At 74.2% G+C, this 17,309-nt stretch carries 14 protein-coding genes; 2 read left to right on the top strand and 12 right to left on the bottom strand.

Annotation, left to right across the window (positions count from 1 at the left end; all coding sequences use genetic code 11):
- Positions 1 to 18: 18 nt before the first annotated feature.
- Entirely contained in the window at positions 19 to 2,736 is a 2,718-nt protein-coding gene (locus E0504_RS38005) for a Tex family protein (protein WP_165938742.1), read from the bottom strand.
- 436 nt (positions 2,737 to 3,172) lie between these two features.
- On the opposite strand from E0504_RS38005, the gene E0504_RS38000 reads away from it, so the two are divergent.
- Positions 3,173 to 4,210, top strand: a complete 1,038-nt coding sequence (locus E0504_RS38000; RefSeq protein WP_235014017.1) for a sensor histidine kinase — start codon at positions 3,173 to 3,175, stop codon at positions 4,208 to 4,210.
- A 36-nt stretch (positions 4,211 to 4,246) separates the two neighbouring features.
- Here the strand turns inward: E0504_RS38000 and E0504_RS37995 are convergent, their stop codons facing one another.
- Positions 4,247 to 4,696 carry an SRPBCC family protein gene (locus E0504_RS37995; protein WP_020464077.1) on the bottom strand — a complete coding sequence of 150 codons (450 nt, stop codon included), beginning with the start codon at positions 4,694 to 4,696 and terminating at the stop codon, positions 4,247 to 4,249.
- A 317-nt stretch (positions 4,697 to 5,013) separates the two neighbouring features.
- Between E0504_RS37995 and E0504_RS37990 the strand changes: the two genes are divergently transcribed.
- Positions 5,014 to 6,342, top strand: a complete 1,329-nt coding sequence (locus E0504_RS37990; protein WP_243657801.1) for a DUF4407 domain-containing protein — start codon at positions 5,014 to 5,016, stop codon at positions 6,340 to 6,342.
- On the opposite strand, the gene E0504_RS37985 is transcribed toward E0504_RS37990, so the two are convergent.
- From E0504_RS37985 to E0504_RS37940, 10 genes are all read right to left on the bottom strand, one after another.
- Entirely contained in the window at positions 6,343 to 6,861 is a 519-nt protein-coding gene (locus E0504_RS37985) for a DUF3618 domain-containing protein (RefSeq protein WP_112106498.1), read from the bottom strand. It lies immediately after the preceding gene.
- Positions 6,862 to 6,997: 136 nt separating this feature from the next.
- Positions 6,998 to 7,579, bottom strand: coding sequence for a phage holin family protein (locus tag E0504_RS37980; protein WP_071059775.1), 582 nt, complete (start codon positions 7,577 to 7,579; stop codon positions 6,998 to 7,000).
- Between the two features lie 137 nt (positions 7,580 to 7,716).
- Positions 7,717 to 8,601 (bottom strand): alpha/beta fold hydrolase, encoded by an 885-nt coding sequence (locus E0504_RS37975; RefSeq protein ID WP_112106496.1) that lies wholly within the window; start codon positions 8,599 to 8,601, stop codon positions 7,717 to 7,719.
- A 216-nt stretch (positions 8,602 to 8,817) separates the two neighbouring features.
- Positions 8,818 to 10,071 carry an MSMEG_0565 family glycosyltransferase gene (locus E0504_RS37970; RefSeq protein ID WP_112106526.1) on the bottom strand — a complete coding sequence of 418 codons (1,254 nt, stop codon included), beginning with the start codon at positions 10,069 to 10,071 and terminating at the stop codon, positions 8,818 to 8,820.
- 41 nt (positions 10,072 to 10,112) lie between these two features.
- Positions 10,113 to 11,669, bottom strand: coding sequence for an NAD(P)/FAD-dependent oxidoreductase (locus tag E0504_RS37965; RefSeq protein WP_112106495.1), 1,557 nt, complete (start codon positions 11,667 to 11,669; stop codon positions 10,113 to 10,115).
- A complete protein-coding gene (locus E0504_RS37960) occupies positions 11,669 to 12,670 on the bottom strand; it encodes a carbon-nitrogen hydrolase family protein (RefSeq protein ID WP_112106494.1) in 1,002 nt (333 codons plus the stop codon). Before E0504_RS37960 ends, E0504_RS37965 begins: the two co-directional genes overlap by 1 nt.
- Positions 12,667 to 14,127: an MSMEG_0567/sll0787 family protein gene (locus tag E0504_RS37955; RefSeq protein ID WP_071059817.1), complete on the bottom strand. Its 1,461-nt coding sequence runs from the start codon at positions 14,125 to 14,127 to the stop codon at positions 12,667 to 12,669. The genes E0504_RS37960 and E0504_RS37955 overlap by 4 nt, the downstream gene beginning before the upstream one ends.
- Before the next feature lie 5 nt (positions 14,128 to 14,132).
- The gene (locus E0504_RS37950) at positions 14,133 to 15,338 is read right to left on the bottom strand and encodes an MSMEG_0568 family radical SAM protein (RefSeq protein ID WP_112106493.1); all 1,206 of its coding nucleotides are present in this window, start codon (positions 15,336 to 15,338) and stop codon (positions 14,133 to 14,135) included.
- A gap of 451 nt (positions 15,339 to 15,789) precedes the next feature.
- On the bottom strand, positions 15,790 to 16,299 hold the full coding sequence (locus E0504_RS37945) for an MSMEG_0572/Sll0783 family nitrogen starvation response protein (protein WP_071059770.1): 510 nt from the start codon (positions 16,297 to 16,299) through the stop codon (positions 15,790 to 15,792).
- A 77-nt stretch (positions 16,300 to 16,376) separates the two neighbouring features.
- Positions 16,377 to 17,243: an amidohydrolase family protein gene (locus tag E0504_RS37940; RefSeq protein ID WP_112106492.1), complete on the bottom strand. Its 867-nt coding sequence runs from the start codon at positions 17,241 to 17,243 to the stop codon at positions 16,377 to 16,379.
- Positions 17,244 to 17,309 lie beyond the last annotated feature (66 nt).

Raw genomic sequence — 17,309 nt, 5'->3', positions numbered from 1 at the left:
GGCGGGGCCGGCGCGCGGCTATCGGCGCCCGCGGCGGCGGCTGTCCCGGCTGTCGTCCTGCTTTCCGCCGAGGGTGACCTCGTCGCCGGTCACCAGACCGGCGCGGCGCAGTGCGTCGGCGATGGCCCCGTCGGTCCGCCCGCCGCGGTGACCGGCGCCGCGCTGGCCACCGCCGCCACCGCGCTGACCGCCACCCGCGGCACCGGCACCGCCGCGCTGACCCGCACCGCCACCGCCGCCGCGCTGGCCCGGACCACCGCGCTGGCCCGGACCACCGCGCTGGCCGGGGCCGCCCCGCTGCCCCGGACCGCCACGCCCGCCTCCGGGCTGGCCGCCGGCCGGCTGCCCGCCGCCGGCCGCTGCCGCCTGCCGGCCGCCCTGCTGGTCGGCGGGCTGCCCGCCGTCGCGCTCCTGGCTCCGGCCGGCGCCACCGGCGCCACCGCGGTTCTGCCCGCCGCGGCCGCCGCGGCCCGCGCGCCGCTCACCGCCCTGGCCGCTCTGCCCGCCGCCGGCGTCCGCCGCGCCCGGCTCGTCGTCGAGGCGCAGTGTGAGTGAGATCCGCTTGCGCGGGATGTCGACGTCGAGGACCTTCACCCGCACGATGTCCCCGGGCTTGGCGACCTCACGGGGGTCGCTGACGAAGTTCTTCGACATCGCCGAGACGTGGACGAGGCCGTCCTGGTGCACGCCGATGTCGACGAAGGCACCGAACGCGGCGACGTTGGTCACCACGCCCTCGAGGATCATGCCCGGCACCAGGTCGGCGAGGGTCTCGACGCCCTCGGTGAACTCGGCCGTCCGGAACGCCGGCCGCGGGTCGCGGCCGGGCTTCTCCAGCTCGGCGAGGATGTCGGTCACCGTCGGCAGGCCGACCGTGTCGTCGACGAACTCGGTGGGCTTGAGCGAGCGCAGTGTCTTCGTGTCGCCGATCAGCGCGCGCAGGTCGCCACCGGTCACCGTCAGGATCCGCCGGACTACCGGGTAGGACTCCGGGTGCACGCTGGAGCTGTCCAGCGGGTCGTCGCCGCCGGTGATGCGCAGGAAGCCGGCGCACTGCTCGAACGCCTTCGGGCCCAGCCGGGCCACGTCCAGCAGCCCCGTCCGCGACCGGAACGGGCCGTTGCTGTCACGGTGGCGGACGATGTTGTCGGCCAGCCCGCCGCTGATGCCGGAGACCCGGGAGAGCAACGGCGCCGAGGCGGTGTTGACGTCCACCCCGACCGCGTTCACACAGTCCTCGACGACGGCGTCCAGGGAGGACGACATCCTGGCCTCGGCCAGGTCGTGCTGGTACTGGCCGACCCCGATCGACTTGGGGTCGATCTTGACGAGCTCGGCGAGCGGGTCCTGCAGGCGGCGCGCGATGGACACCGCGCCGCGCAGCGAGACGTCCATCGAGGGTAGTTCCTGGGACGCGTAGGCGGAGGCGGAGTACACGGAGGCACCGGCCTCCGACACCATCACCTTGGTCAGCTTCAGCTCGGGATGCCGGCGGATCAGGTCGTCGGCCAGCTTGTCGGTCTCCCGGGAGGCCGTCCCGTTGCCGATGGCGATCAGCTCGACGCCGTGTTCGGTGGACAGCCGGGCCAGCGAGGCCAGCGAGTCGTCCCAGCGGCGGGCCGGGACGTGCGGGTAGATCGTGTCGGTGGCGACGACCTTCCCGGTCGCGTCGACGACCGCCACCTTGACGCCGGTGCGGAACCCCGGGTCGAGGCCCATGGTGCGCCGCTGCCCGGCAGGGGCGGCGAGCAGCAGGTCACGCAGGTTCGCCGCGAACACGCGCACCGCGGTGTCCTCGGCGGACGTCCACAGCCGCATGCGGAGGTCGACGCCGAGATGGACCAGGACCCGCGTCCGCCACGCCCAGCGCACCGCGTCGAGCAGCCAGCGGTCGGCCGGCCGGCCGGCGTCGGCGATGTCGAAACGCTCGGCGATGCGCCGCTCGTAGTCGGTGGGGCCGGGGGCCGGGGGCTCGGCCGGGTCGGCGGGCGCGTCCGGCTCCAGGGTGAGGTCGAGGATCTCCTCCTTCTCACCGCGGAACATCGCGAGGATCCGGTGGGACGGCAGCTTCGTGAACGGTTCGGCGAAGTCGAAGTAGTCGGCGAACTTCGCGCCGTCGGACTCCTTGCCCTCGCGGACCCGGCTGACGAGATGACCACGGGACCACATCTGCTCGCGCAGGGCACCGATCAGGTCGGCGTCCTCCGCGAAGCGCTCCACCAGGATGGCACGGGCGCCCTCGAGCGCGGCCGTGGCATCCGCGACGCCCTTCTCGGCGTCGACGTAGCGCTCCGCCTCCGCCCGGGGGTCGAGCGAGCGGTCGGCCAGCAGCGCGTCCGCGAGCGGCTCCAGCCCGGCCTCACGCGCGATCTGCGCCTTCGTCCGGCGCTTCGGCTTGTAGGGGAGGTAGATGTCCTCGAGGCGGGCCTTGGTGTCGGCGGCCATGATCTGCGCCTCGAGGGCGTCGTCCAGCTTGCCCTGGCTCCGGATGGACTCCAGGATCGCCGCCCGCCGCTCCGCCAGCTCCCGCAGGTACCGCAGCCGCTCCTCCAGGGTTCGCAGCTGCGCGTCGTCGAGGGCGCCGGTCACCTCCTTGCGGTACCGGGCGATGAACGGCACTGTCGCACCGCCGTCGAGCAGGTCGATCGCCGAGGCCACCTGCCCCTCGCGCACGCCCAGCTCCGCGGCGATCCGCGCCTGGACAGACACCGTCTCCGAGACGGACACCGTCGTCACGATCCGCAACCGCCTTTGCCTGTGTGCTCATCGTCCCCACGGTTCGGACCCGGGGGTTGGTACTCCCGATAATCCCTCTCGTCGGATCTCCGGTGCCGGTCGGGGTGAGCCCCGGTGCCGGTCCGGACGCCCGCGCGGCCCCGCCGTGGCGCTGGTCGCCCGCCCGGATGTCGTGCCCGCCGGGGACACCCGCCGGGCGGTCCGTCCGCCGATGCCCAGGCTCTTTAGCGCAATACGGTGTTCTTCCGTCGACATACCATGTCATGGTGTTTCGGATTGGCCTGTCACGTTCTGTGCGGGGCTCACGACGTCGCAGCTCGGGCCGGGGGGACCTGGAGCCGCGATGACGGCGCCCCGGCGGCGGTCCGGGTCATGACTGATCGAATTCGGGGGGGACACCGTGAGGGACGCCCACGGGCCGGAAGTCGGTCCAGCCGTGGCATTCGTTCACGAGGCGCTCGTCCACCGCGGCCCGGCCGGTTTCCTGGCCGGCGCGGTGGAATTCGTCCGGGCCGGTGTCCAGCGTGACGAGGCCGTCCTGGTCGCGGTCACGCCCGCCAACGCCGGGCTGCTGCGGTCCGTGCTGGGCTCGATAGTGTCGAAGATCTCCTTTCTGGACATCACCGAATTCGGGCGAAATCCGGGCCGGGTCATTCCGGCCTGGTCGGCCTTTCTGGACGAGGCCCGGGCCCGGGGAACCCGCGCACGTGGCCTCGGCGAGCTGGTCTGGGCCGGGCGGAGCCCGGCGGAGATAGCCGAGTGCCACCACTGCGAATCACTGGCCAATCTGGCCTTCGGGGCATCGTCCGGGCTGCGGCTACGCTGCGCCTACGACGCGGCCACGCTACCGGCGCCGGTGGTGGACGCCGCGTGGCGGACCCATCCGCGGGTGCTGGGCGACGGCGCGGCCCGGGGCGGCGCCCCGTACCGCGCCGCGCCCGACCCGCTGCTCGGCCGCACCCGGGCACCGGCGTCCGCGCCGCTGGGGCCGGGGGTGCCGGAGGCGTTCGAGATGGGGCTGCCGGCGCCCGCAGTGGCCGGCCAGGCGGTCGTCAGCCTGCGCTTCACCGGGCGGGACGTGTCTGCCGCGCGGCGTGTGGTGGTCGGCCGGGCCCGAGAGGTCGGCGTGCCCGACAGCCGGGTCGACGACCTGAGGCTGGCCATCCACGAGATCGTCACCAACAGCGTGCGCCACGGCGGCGGGATCGGCCGGCTGCGCATCTGGGTGGAGGGGCCGACCCTGATCTGCGAGGTCGCCGACCGCGGCCGGGTGCTCGACCCGCTGGTCGGCCAGCGGATCCCGGAGCTGGACTCCGAGGGCGGCCGGGGGCTGTGGCTGGCCCATCAGCTCTGTGACCTCGTCCAGCTCCGCTCCTCGCCGGTCGGCACCGTGGTCCGCCTGCATACCGCGATCCGGGGCGCGGCGCCCGTCCGCGGCACCGCCGAGGACGGCACGGCGGCCGAGGCCGGGTAGCCCGGCCCCGGCCCCGGCAGTGGGGAGATCGCCTGGTCAGGCCGGCGGGCGCAGCCGGGTCTCCAGTCCGTCCAGGACGGCGTTGCTCAGCTTGCGGATGCCGATCGGGGCGAAGGTCTTCTCGAAGAACCCGCCGACCCCGCTCGCGCCGTCCCAGGTGGTCAGCGCGGTGACCGTGCTGCCGCCGGCGCCGGCCGCGCGCACCTGCCAGCGGGTGCGCAGGGAGGAGCGCTGGTCGGCCTCCAGCAGGCTGCCCGCGGCGGGGGCGGTGACCACCGCGTCCACGTCGCGGACGCGCTTGCGGGTGGCGTGCAGCCGGTAGGTGATCCGGGTGCCGGGGCCCTCCCCGCCCTCGACCACCTTGTAGTCGGTGATCATTTCCGGCCACAGCTCGGCCCGTGTCCCCGCGTAGTCGGCCAGCAGCGCCAGCACCCGCTCCGGCGGGCCGCCGACGATTCGTTCCACCTCGACACTGATCTGCGCCATCGTTCACTCCGTCCAAACTCGGCCCGGCCGGCGCCGGCACCTCCGCCGAAAACGAGACTATCCCGGGCACGACAAATCCGGTTGACCGCCCCACCGGGCCGCCGCTCTCAGCCATGAATTGTGGGGACGGTGGCCGGGAGATAACGTTGCCGCGCTGCCCGGGGGTGTCACCGGCGGCGCCAGATCCGCCCGGCAAAATGCTGCGCGAATCTGTGAAGTACCGGTTGGACGGGGGGCCTGTGTCAGATTCACCGCAGACTTCCGAACATTCCCGCGAACGACCACGTCGTCCTGGCCCGGTACGGGCTTTCGGGGACATGCTGGCATTCTTCGCCGGTGCGCAGGTGAAATTCCTCCCGCCGACGGAGCGCGCCCGTTTCGTCACGGCCGGCGCGCTGATGCTTCTGACAGCGGCACTTGCCACCTGTGCGGGGGCGACGGTGGTGGCCCTCGGGTTCGGCATCGGGACCCTCCAGGCGCTGCCGTTCGGCATCTTCTACGCGCTGTTCATCTTCTTCATCGACCGGTCCGTCCTGCTGACCCAGACCCCGTACCGCTATGGCGCGGACGGCGGTGTGGAAACCGGCCGGGCTGGATTCTCCGTGGCGGTCCGCGTGTTCATCGCGGTGTGCGCGGCGGTAATCGTCGGGGAGACGGTACTGCTCCGGATCTTCGAGTCCTCGATCGCGAGCCGGGTCGCCGAGATACAGCAGGAGGACGCCGGGCACCTACTGGCCGGGTGGGACGCGAACCAGGAGAGCGAGCTCGCCGCCCGAACGGCCGATCTCGCGGCGAAACAGAAAGGCCTCGACGCCGCCGACGATCTCGTCGAGGTGAAGACGGCGGAGGTGAACTGCCAGCTCACCGGTGGCCAGCCCGGCGGTGGCCCGGCCTGCCTGGGCGGGGCCGGCCCGGTCTACCAGATCAAGCTGGCCGAGCTGGCCGCGGCTACCGCCGCCGTCACCGACGCCACCCGGCTGCGCGACGCCGCCCAACGTGATCTTGACGAGTTTCGGGCTGCGCAGAAGGCCAGGCGCTCCGACTTCGCGGCCACGGTGCAGACCACGACGGGCGCGGCCGACGACCTGTTGATGCGGGAGAAGGCGTTCTGGCGGCTGACCACCGAGGACCGCTCCGTCCTGGTGTGGCGCCTGTTGCTGACGTTGCTCCTGCTCGGCATCGACCTCGCCCCGCTGCTGTTCAAGCGTGGTCTGGACCGCACCTCCTACCGGCAGCGCGAGCGCCTCGAGCGCTGGCGGGACGAGACCTCCGCCGAGGTCGACGCGCTGCAGGTCGGGCACACCGCCCGCGAGCGCCGCGATCTGGCCCCGGTGGTCGCGGCGCGTCTCGCCGGGCGCTGGGAGGACTACCTGCTGCGCCGTGACGGCGTCGAGACCGCCGTGCGCTGGACGGCCGACACGGCGCAGGCGCGCCTCGCAGAGGAGGAGATCAGCGCAGACCAGGAGTCGCGGCTGCGTGAGCTGCGGCGGCAGCACGGCATCGTCGCCGTGTCGCGCGTCCCGACCTCCGACGCGGAGCCGTCCACCCCGGCTGTCACCACCGGTTCGGCCGCGGCAGCCTCAGCCACAACCGGATCGGCGGTGGCCACCGGCCCGGCGGTGCCTGCGCCGCCGGAACCGTCGTGATCAGATGTCGCCGGCGCGGCGCCGCCGCCGGCGGCGGCGGGCGACCAGGGCGGCCACGACGCCCAGGACCGCCGCTCCGCCCGCGGCCGAGCCGGCCGCGCGCGGGTTCTCCCGCGCCCGGTCACGCCCGGCCGTGACGAGCGCCCCCGCCTTCGCCCGCCCCGCGGTGGCCGTCTGCGTCGCCTTCTCCCGACCGATGGTGACCGCGCTGCCGGCGGTCGCCGTGGTCCGATGGAGGGCGCCCGCCACCTGCGGGTGGGCGTCGAGCTGACGGTGGGCCGTCTCCTGCGCCACGGCGGCCGCGTGTCCGGCGCTCCCGCGCGCCCGGAGGGCCGCCTCGTCGAGCTTCGGCTTCAGCGCGCTGCCGGCCCCCGCGACCTTGTCCTTCACCCCGGCGGCGGTGCGCTCGGCGACCTTGTGCGGACTGACGCGGTCGGAGAGCTCGTCGAGGTCATGGCCGAGCTGGGCGCGGGTCGCCTCGATATCGGCCCGGATCTCATCAGGTGTTGTGCTGGTCACGCGCGCCTTCCTTTCGGCCTGGACGTCGGCTCGGCCTGGACGTCGGCCTGGGACGTCTTCCGTCGCTGGTCGGTGATAGCGGTTGGGGTGGGCTCAGCGCCGGCGGATCGGTACCGGCGGGATCGGTACCGGCGGATCAGTGCCGGCGGCTCTGCGCCCACTGGACGTCCTCGCGCAGCGTCTCGACTGTCTGCGTCGGCGCCGGGTGCACGTTGCGGACCGTGCTGCGGCCGCGCAGGGCGAGGACGGCGGCGACCGCGGCGAGCACCACTCCGACGATCAGCGCGGCCCAGCCCAGCGCCATGACCTCGCCCAGCCCGAACATCACCGCGAGCAGGACGAAGAGCAGCGCGAAGTAGCCGGCCCCGCCGGCTCCGGCGAACATCCCCGCGCCCTTGCCGGCCTTCGTGGCCTCCTCGCGCAGCTCGGCCTTGGCGAGCGCGATCTCCTGGCGGAACAGGGTGGAGACGTCCGTCGCGACGTCGGAGACGAGGCGGCCGGTTGAGGCCGGCCGCGGCTCCGTCACCGTGGCGGGGGTCGACGGCGTGATCCGCGGCGATGTGGTCTGCACCGTGGCATCGGGCGGAAGGCCCGGGATGCCGGCCTGGTCGGCGGGGACGCCGTCCGGGGATGTCGGGACGTCTCCCGGGGCGACCGGGAGATCGGCGGGGGGTGCTGGGGCCGACGTCGTGGGCTGGCGGGTGAAAGTGCTGGTCATGCCGTCTCCTCCTCGACCGGACCTGACCCCGCCCTCCGGCGGTGTCCATTCGGATCGGTGTAGACCCGGATGCCCGCCCGACCTCGGATTAACCGTGGATGTGGCAGAGAGTGGCAACCGCGCCCCCGGCCGGCCCGCTAGTCGGCGCGCTCCTGCGGGGACGAGTGCTCCCAGTCGGCCAGGATGGTGCGGATCCCGGTGACCAGCATCAGCGGCTGGTCGAGCATCACGTGGTGTCCCGCGAGCGGGATCTCGATGACCGGCGCGACCCGGCCGAGCAGGTTGTACATCAGCTCGCCGATGTCCGGGGTGACCAGCCCGTTCTCGGCGCGGAACAGCGCGACCCGACAGTGGACCTTGCGCAGGACCTCGGGGGACGGCGTCCGGTTGCCGAACACGTTCGGGTCGAACTTCCACGTCCAGCCGCCGAGCATCGCGCCGATGGAGTTCCGGGCGATGTGGTCGATGATGTAGGGAAGGCTGTTCGGCTGCTCGGGGACGGTGCGGAACCGCGCCAGCGCGTCGGCCGCCGTCGCGTACACCCGCAGGGGGCCGAAGGCCGTCCGCTCGCGGGCGGCGCGCTCCTCCGGGGTCGACTCCTTCACCGGCGAGTCGACGACGACGATGCCGGCGACGCGGTCCGGGTACTCGGCGGCCGTCGTGATGGTCACCCAGCCGCCCATGCTGTGCCCGATGATGATCGGCGGGGACGTGATCCCGGCGTGGCCGATCACCGCCACGACCTCGGATGCCCACGTGCTCAGCGAGTACTCCTCGCGGCGTCCGCTGTCACCGTGGCCCGACAGGTCCAGAGCCACCACCCGGTACTCGGCCGGGATCAGCGGCGCGATGTGGTCCCACCAGCCCGCGTGGGCCGCGCCGCCGTGCACCAGCACGATTGCGGGACCGTCGACCCGCCCCCAGCACCGGTAGCTGATGATCGTCCCGTCGACCTCGGTCTCCAGCCGCTCGGGACGAGTATCGATGGCGGCCTCGTACCAGGCCGGTGCTTCGTCATACATCTATGTCTGCCGTTCGGCTCGTCGTTGTGGTTCTCGGCGACCGCCGCATCCTCGATGAAACACCGTGGACGCGGTGCGGCCGGGGTCCATCGGCACCGTGACGCATTCGTCGGATTTCCGACTCGCCGCGGCGGACGGAGCAGAGTCGATTCGGCACCCTGGGGGACCGTCCGGACCGGATCCGGGCCGGAGATGTCGCTTTCCGTCATTAAATTCTTACAATGAGATGGATGATTTATCTGTGGTGACACTGATTCGGCGCGTCGGCCGTCCGGTGGCCTGTGTTCTGATCAGTTCGCGGTAAAGGGCGACATGCCGGTCGGCCGCGGTCGCCCAGCTGTACCCTCGCGCGACCGCCCGCCCGCCCGCCACCCGCGGATGTCCGGCGCCCGCTCCCGCCCGCGGCTGCTCGGCGCCCGCGGCCGGCCGCCGTTCCGCGGAGTCGAGGAACGCCTCCAGCGCGGCCGCGAACTCGGTCGGCGTCGAGGCGAAGCGCACCGCGTCCCCGGCCGCGGCCAGCACCTCGCGTAGCACCGGCAGGTCACGGGTGACGACCGGGACACCCGCGGCCAGCGCCTCCAGCGCGGCCAGCCCGAACCCCTCCTTCGCGGACGGGAACGCGAAGACGTTCGCCGCCGCGACCAGGGCGGGCAGCTCCTCGTGGGCCACCGGCCCGAGGATGACGGGCTCGACGCCGAGTTGCGCGGCCCGGGCCAGCACCTGCTCGCGGTACCCGCGGTAGTCGAACAGGGTCTCCCCACCGGCGACGACGAGGGAGACCGGCGTCACCCGCTCCCGCAGCAGCGCGAACGCCTCGACCAGGTCGGCGGTCCCCTTGCGCGGCTCGATCCCGCCGACGGCGAGCACGTACCGGCCGAGCCGGGCACGCCAGTGCCCGCGGGCCGCGCGGGCGGGAGCCTCCGGGCCGGCAGCCGCGGTGAAGCGGGCCGCGTCGACGCCGTTCGGGATCACCGTCGCGGTGATCCCCCAGCCGGCGGCCAGCTCGGCCGCGACGGCCGCCGAGACGCACACGTGCGCGTACGGTCGGCGCAGCGCCCGCTCATGGCAGGCGACGAGCTCGGGGGTGGTGAAGGTGTCCAGGTGGTGGACAGTGCGGACGCAGTCGGCCACGGCGTTCGCGGTGATGCAGTCCTGGGCGTGCACGATGTCGTACCCGCCGGGAAACGCCTCGAAGGCATCCCGTAGGACGGCGATCGAGCGCAGAATGCGCTCCCCGACCGTCTCGTCGGCGACCTCCGGGAACGGCACCGCCACCACCTCGACCGCCGGGTCGACCGGGCGGAAGAAGCCGGCGTCCCCGCCGCGGGCCAGCGTCCACAGGCTGACGCGGTGCCCGGCGCGCGCCAGTGCCTCGGCCAGGGCGAGGGTGGCCACCACCCCGCCGCGGGGCCGGGTGGAGTAGGTCAGCAGCGCCACCGAGAGCGGGTCGCCCGCCGTGCTCCCGCTCACCGCGCCTGTGCTCACCGCGCTCCCGCCTGCCGCGCTCCCGCTCACCGGGGCTCCGGGGCACCGACCCGGGCGAGCGCGTCGGTGGCCAGCCCGACCAGGTCGTCGTGGCTCGGCCCGGGTACGCCCGCGGGCCGCCAGCCCGTCGCCAGGATCTCGCGGACCCGCGCGGCGAACCCCGAGTCGCCCAGCACGTCGGACGGGGCGGCGAGCAGGTTCTGCAGCCGGGTGAACCGGTGCCAGATCTCCGGGTCGCGGCGCGCGGCGAGGTAGGCCTCGCCGTTCGTGACGCCGGCCGGCCGCGCGGCGCCCGCACCGCCGGCCGGGGCCGCCGGCCAGGGCGTGTAGCCGGTCGGCGGCGCGCCCTCGGCGGGCTCGGCACCCCGCGCCTGCGGCACGACCGGCTGCTCGGGACGCCAGCGCAGCAGCCGGGCCGCGTCCTGGGCGCACGAGTCCTCGAACCACGGCGCGAGCTCCGCCCGCATCGACTCGTCCAGGGCGAGCGCCCGCTCGGCGGGGTCACGCAGCCCGCTCGCGACCTCCGTCAGCCGGACGGCGCCGAGCACGGCGAGCGAGACCCCGCGGGTGTGAGCGGGATTGGTGATGACCGCCGCGTCGCCGATCGCCAGCAGCCCGAGCACGCCCGGACGCCCGTCCGCGACCAGCGGCCGCAGCCGGTTGGCCAGGTGCGACATCGCGGTGACCGGCGAGACCGGCCGCACGTTCCCGGGGTCCAGCCACGGGACGAACATCTCGATGGACCGCACCGCCGCGTCGAACGCCGCGCCGTGCCGAAGCACCCGGATGCCGGTGTCCTCGGGGAGCACGCCGAAGGTCATCGAGAAACTGTCGCCGTCGGCTGGGAACATCAGGCAGGAGTAGCGGTCGAAGGAGGCGCCGGTGGTGTGACCGCGGTTGAGCGCGATGTCCGGCGCTGGGCCGCTACGCCGGTAGTAGCGCGAGTAGTAGGCGATGCCGCAGTCGGCCTCGGCCGGCGCCGGCAGGTCGGCGCCCGCGTCGGCCAGCCACCGTCGCACGGGCGAGAGCCGCCCCGCGGCGTCGACGACGAGGTCGGCGTCACGGCTGGAGCCGTCAGCCAACCGCACGCCACGGACCCGCACCGGCCCGCGCGAGAACGCGGGCCCCGCCGGGGCGGGATCGGTTTCGATGCGCAGGCCGACGACGCGTGTCCCCGAGCGAACGGTCACACCGGGCTGCGTGGCGACGACCTCGCGCAGCACCCAGTCCAGCACCGCCCGCCGGCACCCGAGGACGACGAGCTCGTCGTCGGCCGGAGCGGGGCCGGTCAGCGTCGGCGGCGCGTGCTCGGCGAGCCGGACCTCGAGCGCGCCCGCGGCGCGCAGCGCGGCGAGGACGTCCGGGGCGTGCTCGGCCAGCAGCGACCGGCAGCGGGCCAGGAAGGCGTGCGAGTGCCAGGTCTGCGTCGCGCCCGGCCGGCGCCAGTCGTCGATGCCGGCCAGGTCGCCGGGCCGGTCGTCGACGTCCCGTTCGAGCACGTCGACCCGCCAGCCGCGGCGCGCGAGCAGCAGGCCCGCGGTCAGGCCGGCCGCCCCCGCGCCGATGATGATCGCGTCGGGCATCAGTGCGCCGGTCCCGCGGGCCGGGACGGGCGAGATCCGTGCTCGGCCGTGGGCCGGGGGGCCGCCGGGCGGGCGGCCCGCCGCGGGTCGTAGGGCTCACCGGCGAGCAGGCACTGCTTCTCGTAGCTCGCGCCGCGGCGGTCCCGCAGGTGGTTCAGGCCGCTGCGGGCCGCCCGCAGCGCCGCGGTGACGTCGACCGTCGCGACGGCCGTCCCCGCGTCCGTGCCGGTCGAGGCGAGCACGGAGCCGTCCGGATGGACGATCTTCGCGTTGCCGACGAAGCGCAGCGAGCCGAACGCGCCGGCCTGGTTGGACGAGACCCACACGACCTGGTTCTCCAACGCGCGCACCTGGTCGTAGAGGTCGAAGCGGTGCCGCCACCTGTCCGCGGCGATGTCGTCGGCCGCGTGGGTACGCGAGGCCGGCCAGGCCGACAGGCAGGCGATGATGTCCGCGCCGGCGAGCGCCAGGCTACGCCCGGACTCGGGGAACGCCTTGTCGTAACAGATCATCATCCCCATCCGGCCGAGTGGGCTGTCGAACGCGGTGAAGGAACGGCCGGCCTCGTAGGCGAGGGACTCGCCGAGCGGCTGGTGGACCTTGCGATGCCGGCCGAGGACGCCATCACCGTGCACACACACCGCACTGTTGTACCGGTACCGCCCGTCACGCTCCGCGTATCCCGCGCAGACCACCATATCCCCGGCGATCGCCGCCAGCCGGGTGATCTCCGGACCGTCCGGATCGAGGGCGGGTGGCCCCCCGCGCGGGGCCAGATCGTCCCCGCGCGGGGGCAGCGCCCGCAGGTAGCCGCCGAGCGCCCCCTCGGGCAGCACGAGGAGATCCACCCCGCGCCGCCGGGCCCCGTCGACCAGCCGACTGATCGCCGCGAGGCATTCGTCCAGGTCACGGGTGAACGGCGCGGTCACCGCGGCGATCGTCACCGCGCGGGAGGCCGGCTCCGGCCCCCCGTGCGCGCCATCCCCGCGGTCCGCGCTCACGCGTGGCCCAGCCCCGTCACATGGCCGGACAGCGCCGGGGTCAGCACACCGTCCGGCCAGCGCAGGGTCACTCCCGTCCCGTTGAGCAGCCGGCCGCAGCGCTGCGACGTCGCCGGGCTCGGCGCGGGAACGGGGCGGTCGTCGACGTCGGCGGTGAGCATTGCGTAACCGGGGAAGCAGGTGAGCCAGTCGCCGACGGTGGCGCCCGCCGGCCGGGGGACCGCGGCCACGTCCAGCTCGGCGGCGCACCCGCTCGCCTCGGCGAGCATGCCGAGCGTGCCGACGATCCCGACCATGCTGACGTCCTTCGCCGCGCACGGGCGGTGCCGGCGTGGCAGGTCCAGCAGCGCGCGCAGCTCCGCCGTCCGGCGGTTGGACGTCGAGTCCCACTGCCGGCCGGAGTACCCCGGGCGCCAGTCACCGCCCAGGTCGGCGGTCAGGGTCACCGCGTGCCCCGGCAGGCCGCCGCCGGCGGGGATCGGCCGTTCGGAGCGGCCCAGCGCCGTCACCGACAGCGCGGCCGCCACCCCGAGCTGGGTGTGGCCGCCCAGGATGGGCACGCCGTAGCGCTCCGCCGCCGCCCGCAGCCCGCCGATCACCCGGGCGACCCGGGACGCCGTCGGGCCGGCCACCGCGTCGAGCATGCCCACCGGCCGGGCGCCCATCGCCGCCAGATCGTTGAGGTTGACCAGCACGCCGCACCAGCCGGCCCAGTAGGGGTCGCGTTCGACCATCGACGGCACGATCGCGTCGCAGGCCGCGACGACGTCCGTGCCGGGCACCGGTGCCCCGTCGTCACCGACGAACCCGGGGCCGCCGGGGCGCATCCCGGCCAGCAGGGTCGCCAGCGGGGCCTTGATCGAGGCCGCCACCGCCGCCAGCCGGTTGATGGGCCAGCGCATGAGCACGTGCGGGCGGCCGGCGACCGTGGTCGTCCCGGCGATCATCCAGCCGAGCCGGCCGAAGAAGCGGGCCCGGTCGGGCTGCACCGCGGCGTCGAAGCGCAGCACCCCCTCGTTCTCGGCGCGCGCGCACGCCGCCCGGACCAGCGCGGCACCGACCCCCGCGTAGCGCCCGCGGGCGGCCGCCGCGACGACGAGCCGGCCGCCCTGCCAGGCGCCGATGTCCTCGCCGCGCCAGATCGGCGCCAGCCGCACCCCGCCGATCACCGTGCCGTCATCCGGCCCGCCGACGACCCGGGCGACCAGGACGATGCTGCGCGGGTCGCTGTCGACCTCGTCCAGATCGCCGGCGACGGTCGCGGAGAACAGGCCCTGCTCGTCGACGAAGACCTCCCGCCGCAGACGGGCGTAGGCGGTGAAGGTGGCCAGATCCTCGGCCTGCTCGACGCGGTACGGCGGCTGGCCCGCCAGCGCCCGGCGATCACCCCAGATCGCCAGTGTGTCCACGGTGCGGTGCCGGATCGGCGTGTGCCCCCCCGACAGCAGACTGGACATCAGGGTCACCCCCCGGCCTGGGGCAGGGCCGAGCACGCCCCGCAGGCCGCGCAGCCCGCGCCCTGGTCCGCGCCGCGCATGCCGGCCGCGCGCAGCTCGGCGGCGACGCGGGCCGTCACATCCGCGACGAGGGCGGGCTCGGGTGCCCGCGCCCCGTCACGCTCGGCGAGCGTGCCCGCCATCGGGCGGAACGGGACCACGAACGGGTACACGCCCATCGCGATGAGCCGGCGGGCGCCGGCGACCAGCTCGTCCGGATCCTCGCCGAGCCCGATCAGCAGGTATGTCGACACCCGGTTGCGGCCGAACACCCGGACGGCCTCGGCCCAGGCCCGCTCGTACCGCTCCACCGAGACGGTGGCCTTGCCGGGCGTCCAGCGCTGCCGGACGGCCTCGTCCAGCGACTCGATGTGGATGCCGATCGTGCTCGCCCCGGCCGCGCGCAGCTCACCGATGAACGCGGGGTCGGCCGGCGGCTCGCACTGCACCTGGACGGGCAGCCCCGGGACGGCGTCCGTCACCGCCCGCACGCACTCGGCGAGCAGCGAGGCACCGCGGTCCGGGCCGGCGGTGCTGCCTGTGGTCATCACCATCTGGCGCACCCCGTCGAGCCGCACGGCGGCCAGCGCCACCTCGGCGAGCTGCCCGGGGGTCTTGAGCCGGGTGGTCGCCCCGGCCCGCAGCGACTCCTCGATCGCGCAGAACCGGCAGCGCTCCGGCTCCCGGTACCGCACACACGTCTGCAGCACCGTCGTGGCCAGGACGTCCGCGCCGTGCAGCCGGGCGAGCTGGGAGTAGGGGACGCCGTCGGCGGTGCTCAGGTCGTAGAAGCGCGGCCGGCGCACCGGCCTGGCCTCGATGCCGAGGTCGACACCGTCGAGCAGCAGCCGGCCGGCGTCGACGGAGTACGGGCTGCTGGGGATGATCGGCAGGGCCAGTCCCCGGCCCGCGACGACGACGTGGCCGTCGTCGCTCGGACCGGCGCCGCCGCGGCGGCGCACCGGGGTGGCGACGCGCACCCCACGGACGGCGACGGCGCTGCGGACCGCGAGGTCGAGTCCGCCCGACGGGCGGGCGCCCACGGGGGCCAGGGGGCCGCCCGCCCGTTCGGGCCGGTCAGATGCTTCGCCGAGCCAGGCCGCGGCCTCGGCCCACACGGGGGCCTCGGCTCCGTCGTCAGGCCGGTGTTCGGCCGCCGGACCGTTTCTCATCTGTGTCTCCCGTCGGGAATCCGCGCCCGGCCCGGTCGCGGGTGGGGCAGCGCCTGTGGGCCTGGGCGGGAGATCGGGGTGGAGATATCGGGGTGGAGACATTCGAAGGCACCTGAAGTTCGGAGGCATCTGAGGTTCGGAGGCATCTGAGGTGCCGGCCGGCGCGCGGACGCGCGGGAGCCCATGCCTGCGGGGCCCATGTCCGCGGGGCCCGGTACGCCGAGGTGCCGGGTACTGGCGAGGTGCGGAGGTGTCGCGATGCTTGTGGCTGGGGGCGGTGTCGCTGGGGTGCGGTGTGGCCGGACGCCGGTGCGTCCGGCACCGGACGTCCCGGCTCCGGGCGGGGCAGATGGCAGCCGCCCGCGGTGATCGGAGCCTGCGGTGGCTGGAGCCCGCGGTGAGCGGAGCCGGCGGTGCGGAGCCGGGAGCGTCTGGAGCCGGATGCGGGGCGTCAGAGCATGTACGTCGAGTTCACGATCGCGCCCTTGCGGGTGTAATGGATGACACAGTCCTGGATGTCGAGCGGGTGCGCGGGGATGACGCCCTCGATGAGGTCCTCCTCGCGCAGGCCGTGCAGGGAGAGCCCGAACCGGCAGACGTAGACCTTGCCGCCCTCCTCGATGAAGGTCTCGATCTGGGCGTTGATGTTGTGCTCGCCGGCGAACGCGGAGTCGCCGGTGTGCGGGAACCCGCGGGTGGCCATGCAGTTCATCGCGCCGGGCCCGTAGAAGTAGATGACGGACTCGAAGCCCTTGCGCAGTGCCCGGGTGGCCTGGAGGATCGCGACGAAGCTCACCGACGACTCGTGCGCGATGCCGTGGACGAGCGTCAGGTAGGACTCGCCGTCCTCGGCCTGGTAGTCGGGAAAGAGCTTCGTCGAGCCGTACAGGTTGCTCCCGGGCGGCAGCGAGGGGTGCGGAACCTCGGTAAGGCTCTGGCGCTCCAGCTCCGTCAGCTCCATGCGTGCTCCTGTCTCGGTCTCCGTGTGTCTCAATCTGGCGGTTGTGATCGACTACTTACATTTTGGCCGCCCGACGGTTACCAAGTAGTCGCTGGGTGTGGTCGCGGTGTCCGTTCGCGCAGATACAGGTCGCGGAAGTTCTCCGCGAGGACCCTCCGGGCGAGCTCCGGGTCGCCGATGGCACCGGTGAGCCGGGCGAGCTCGCCCTCGTGGTCGCTCCACGGCTCGTCGCTGGCGAACAGCAGCCGGTCGTGGCCGAGGCCACGGCGGGCCACCTCCGCCGCGAACCACCGCGGCGCGAAGCCGACCGCCCAGCTCGCGTCGGTGTAGACCCGGCGCCCGGCGGCGACCCAGTCGAAGAAGCGACCGCCGATCAGCTTGATGTGCCCACTCGGGCCACCGCCCAGATGGACCAGATGGACGGCGACCTCGGCCGCGTAGTCGTCGACCAGTGTGCCCATCCGGTCGACGTCGGCGGCACCCCCGGGCGAGGTGTGGACGTGCACGACGAGGTCGTACGCGCGGGCGACGGCGAAGATCCGGTCCAGCCGGCTCCGGCAGGCCGGGTCGGTGACGTCCCCGCCCAGCAGGAAGCTGAGCTTGAGGGCGACCACGCCCCGCTCGCCCGCCAGTGCCAGCGCGCGCTCGGTGGCCTCGGTGTCCTCGGGCCGCGCCGAGACCCACAGGCCGGCCAGGATCCGCTCGTCCACCTGGGCCGCCTCGACACAGAGCTCGTTGAACCCGAAGGCGACCGATGGCTTCGGCACGCCGTAGTTCGGGATCACCACGGCCGCGGACGTCCGCTCGGCGTCCAGGTCCGCGCGCAGCTGCGCGATCGTCGCCCGGGCGCGGACGTCGGGGACCACCGGCGGTCCACCGTAATAGGGGTGGGCCGGCAGCACCCCGAGATGTCGATGCGCATCGTGTACGTCCGGTCGCGGCACGGTGGCAGTGAAGCACCCTGGTGTTTCCCGTGTGTGGCCAACGTGACAACCCGGTCGCGCCACTGG

This window comes from Parafrankia sp. BMG5.11 (assembly GCF_004337455.1).
This window is presented reverse-complemented; position numbering and strand designations above follow the sequence as displayed.

Excerpts from the sequence above, each read along its gene's own strand:
- E0504_RS37980 (WP_071059775.1), bottom strand. The coding sequence starts at position 7,579 with ATGACCAGCACTTTCACCCGCCAGCCCACGACGTCGGCCCCAGCACCC.
- E0504_RS37955 (WP_071059817.1), bottom strand. The coding sequence starts at position 14,127 with ATGTCCAGTCTGCTGTCGGGGGGGCACACGCCGATCCGGCACCGCACC.
- E0504_RS37950 (WP_112106493.1), bottom strand. The coding sequence starts at position 15,338 with ATGAGAAACGGTCCGGCGGCCGAACACCGGCCTGACGACGGAGCCGAG.
- E0504_RS37965 (WP_112106495.1), bottom strand. The coding sequence starts at position 11,669 with ATGCCCGACGCGATCATCATCGGCGCGGGGGCGGCCGGCCTGACCGCG.
- E0504_RS37990 (WP_243657801.1), top strand. The coding sequence starts at position 5,014 with ATGCTGGCATTCTTCGCCGGTGCGCAGGTGAAATTCCTCCCGCCGACG.
- E0504_RS37945 (WP_071059770.1), bottom strand. The coding sequence starts at position 16,299 with ATGGAGCTGACGGAGCTGGAGCGCCAGAGCCTTACCGAGGTTCCGCAC.
- E0504_RS37995 (WP_020464077.1), bottom strand. The coding sequence starts at position 4,696 with ATGGCGCAGATCAGTGTCGAGGTGGAACGAATCGTCGGCGGCCCGCCG.
- E0504_RS37975 (WP_112106496.1), bottom strand. The coding sequence starts at position 8,601 with ATGTATGACGAAGCACCGGCCTGGTACGAGGCCGCCATCGATACTCGT.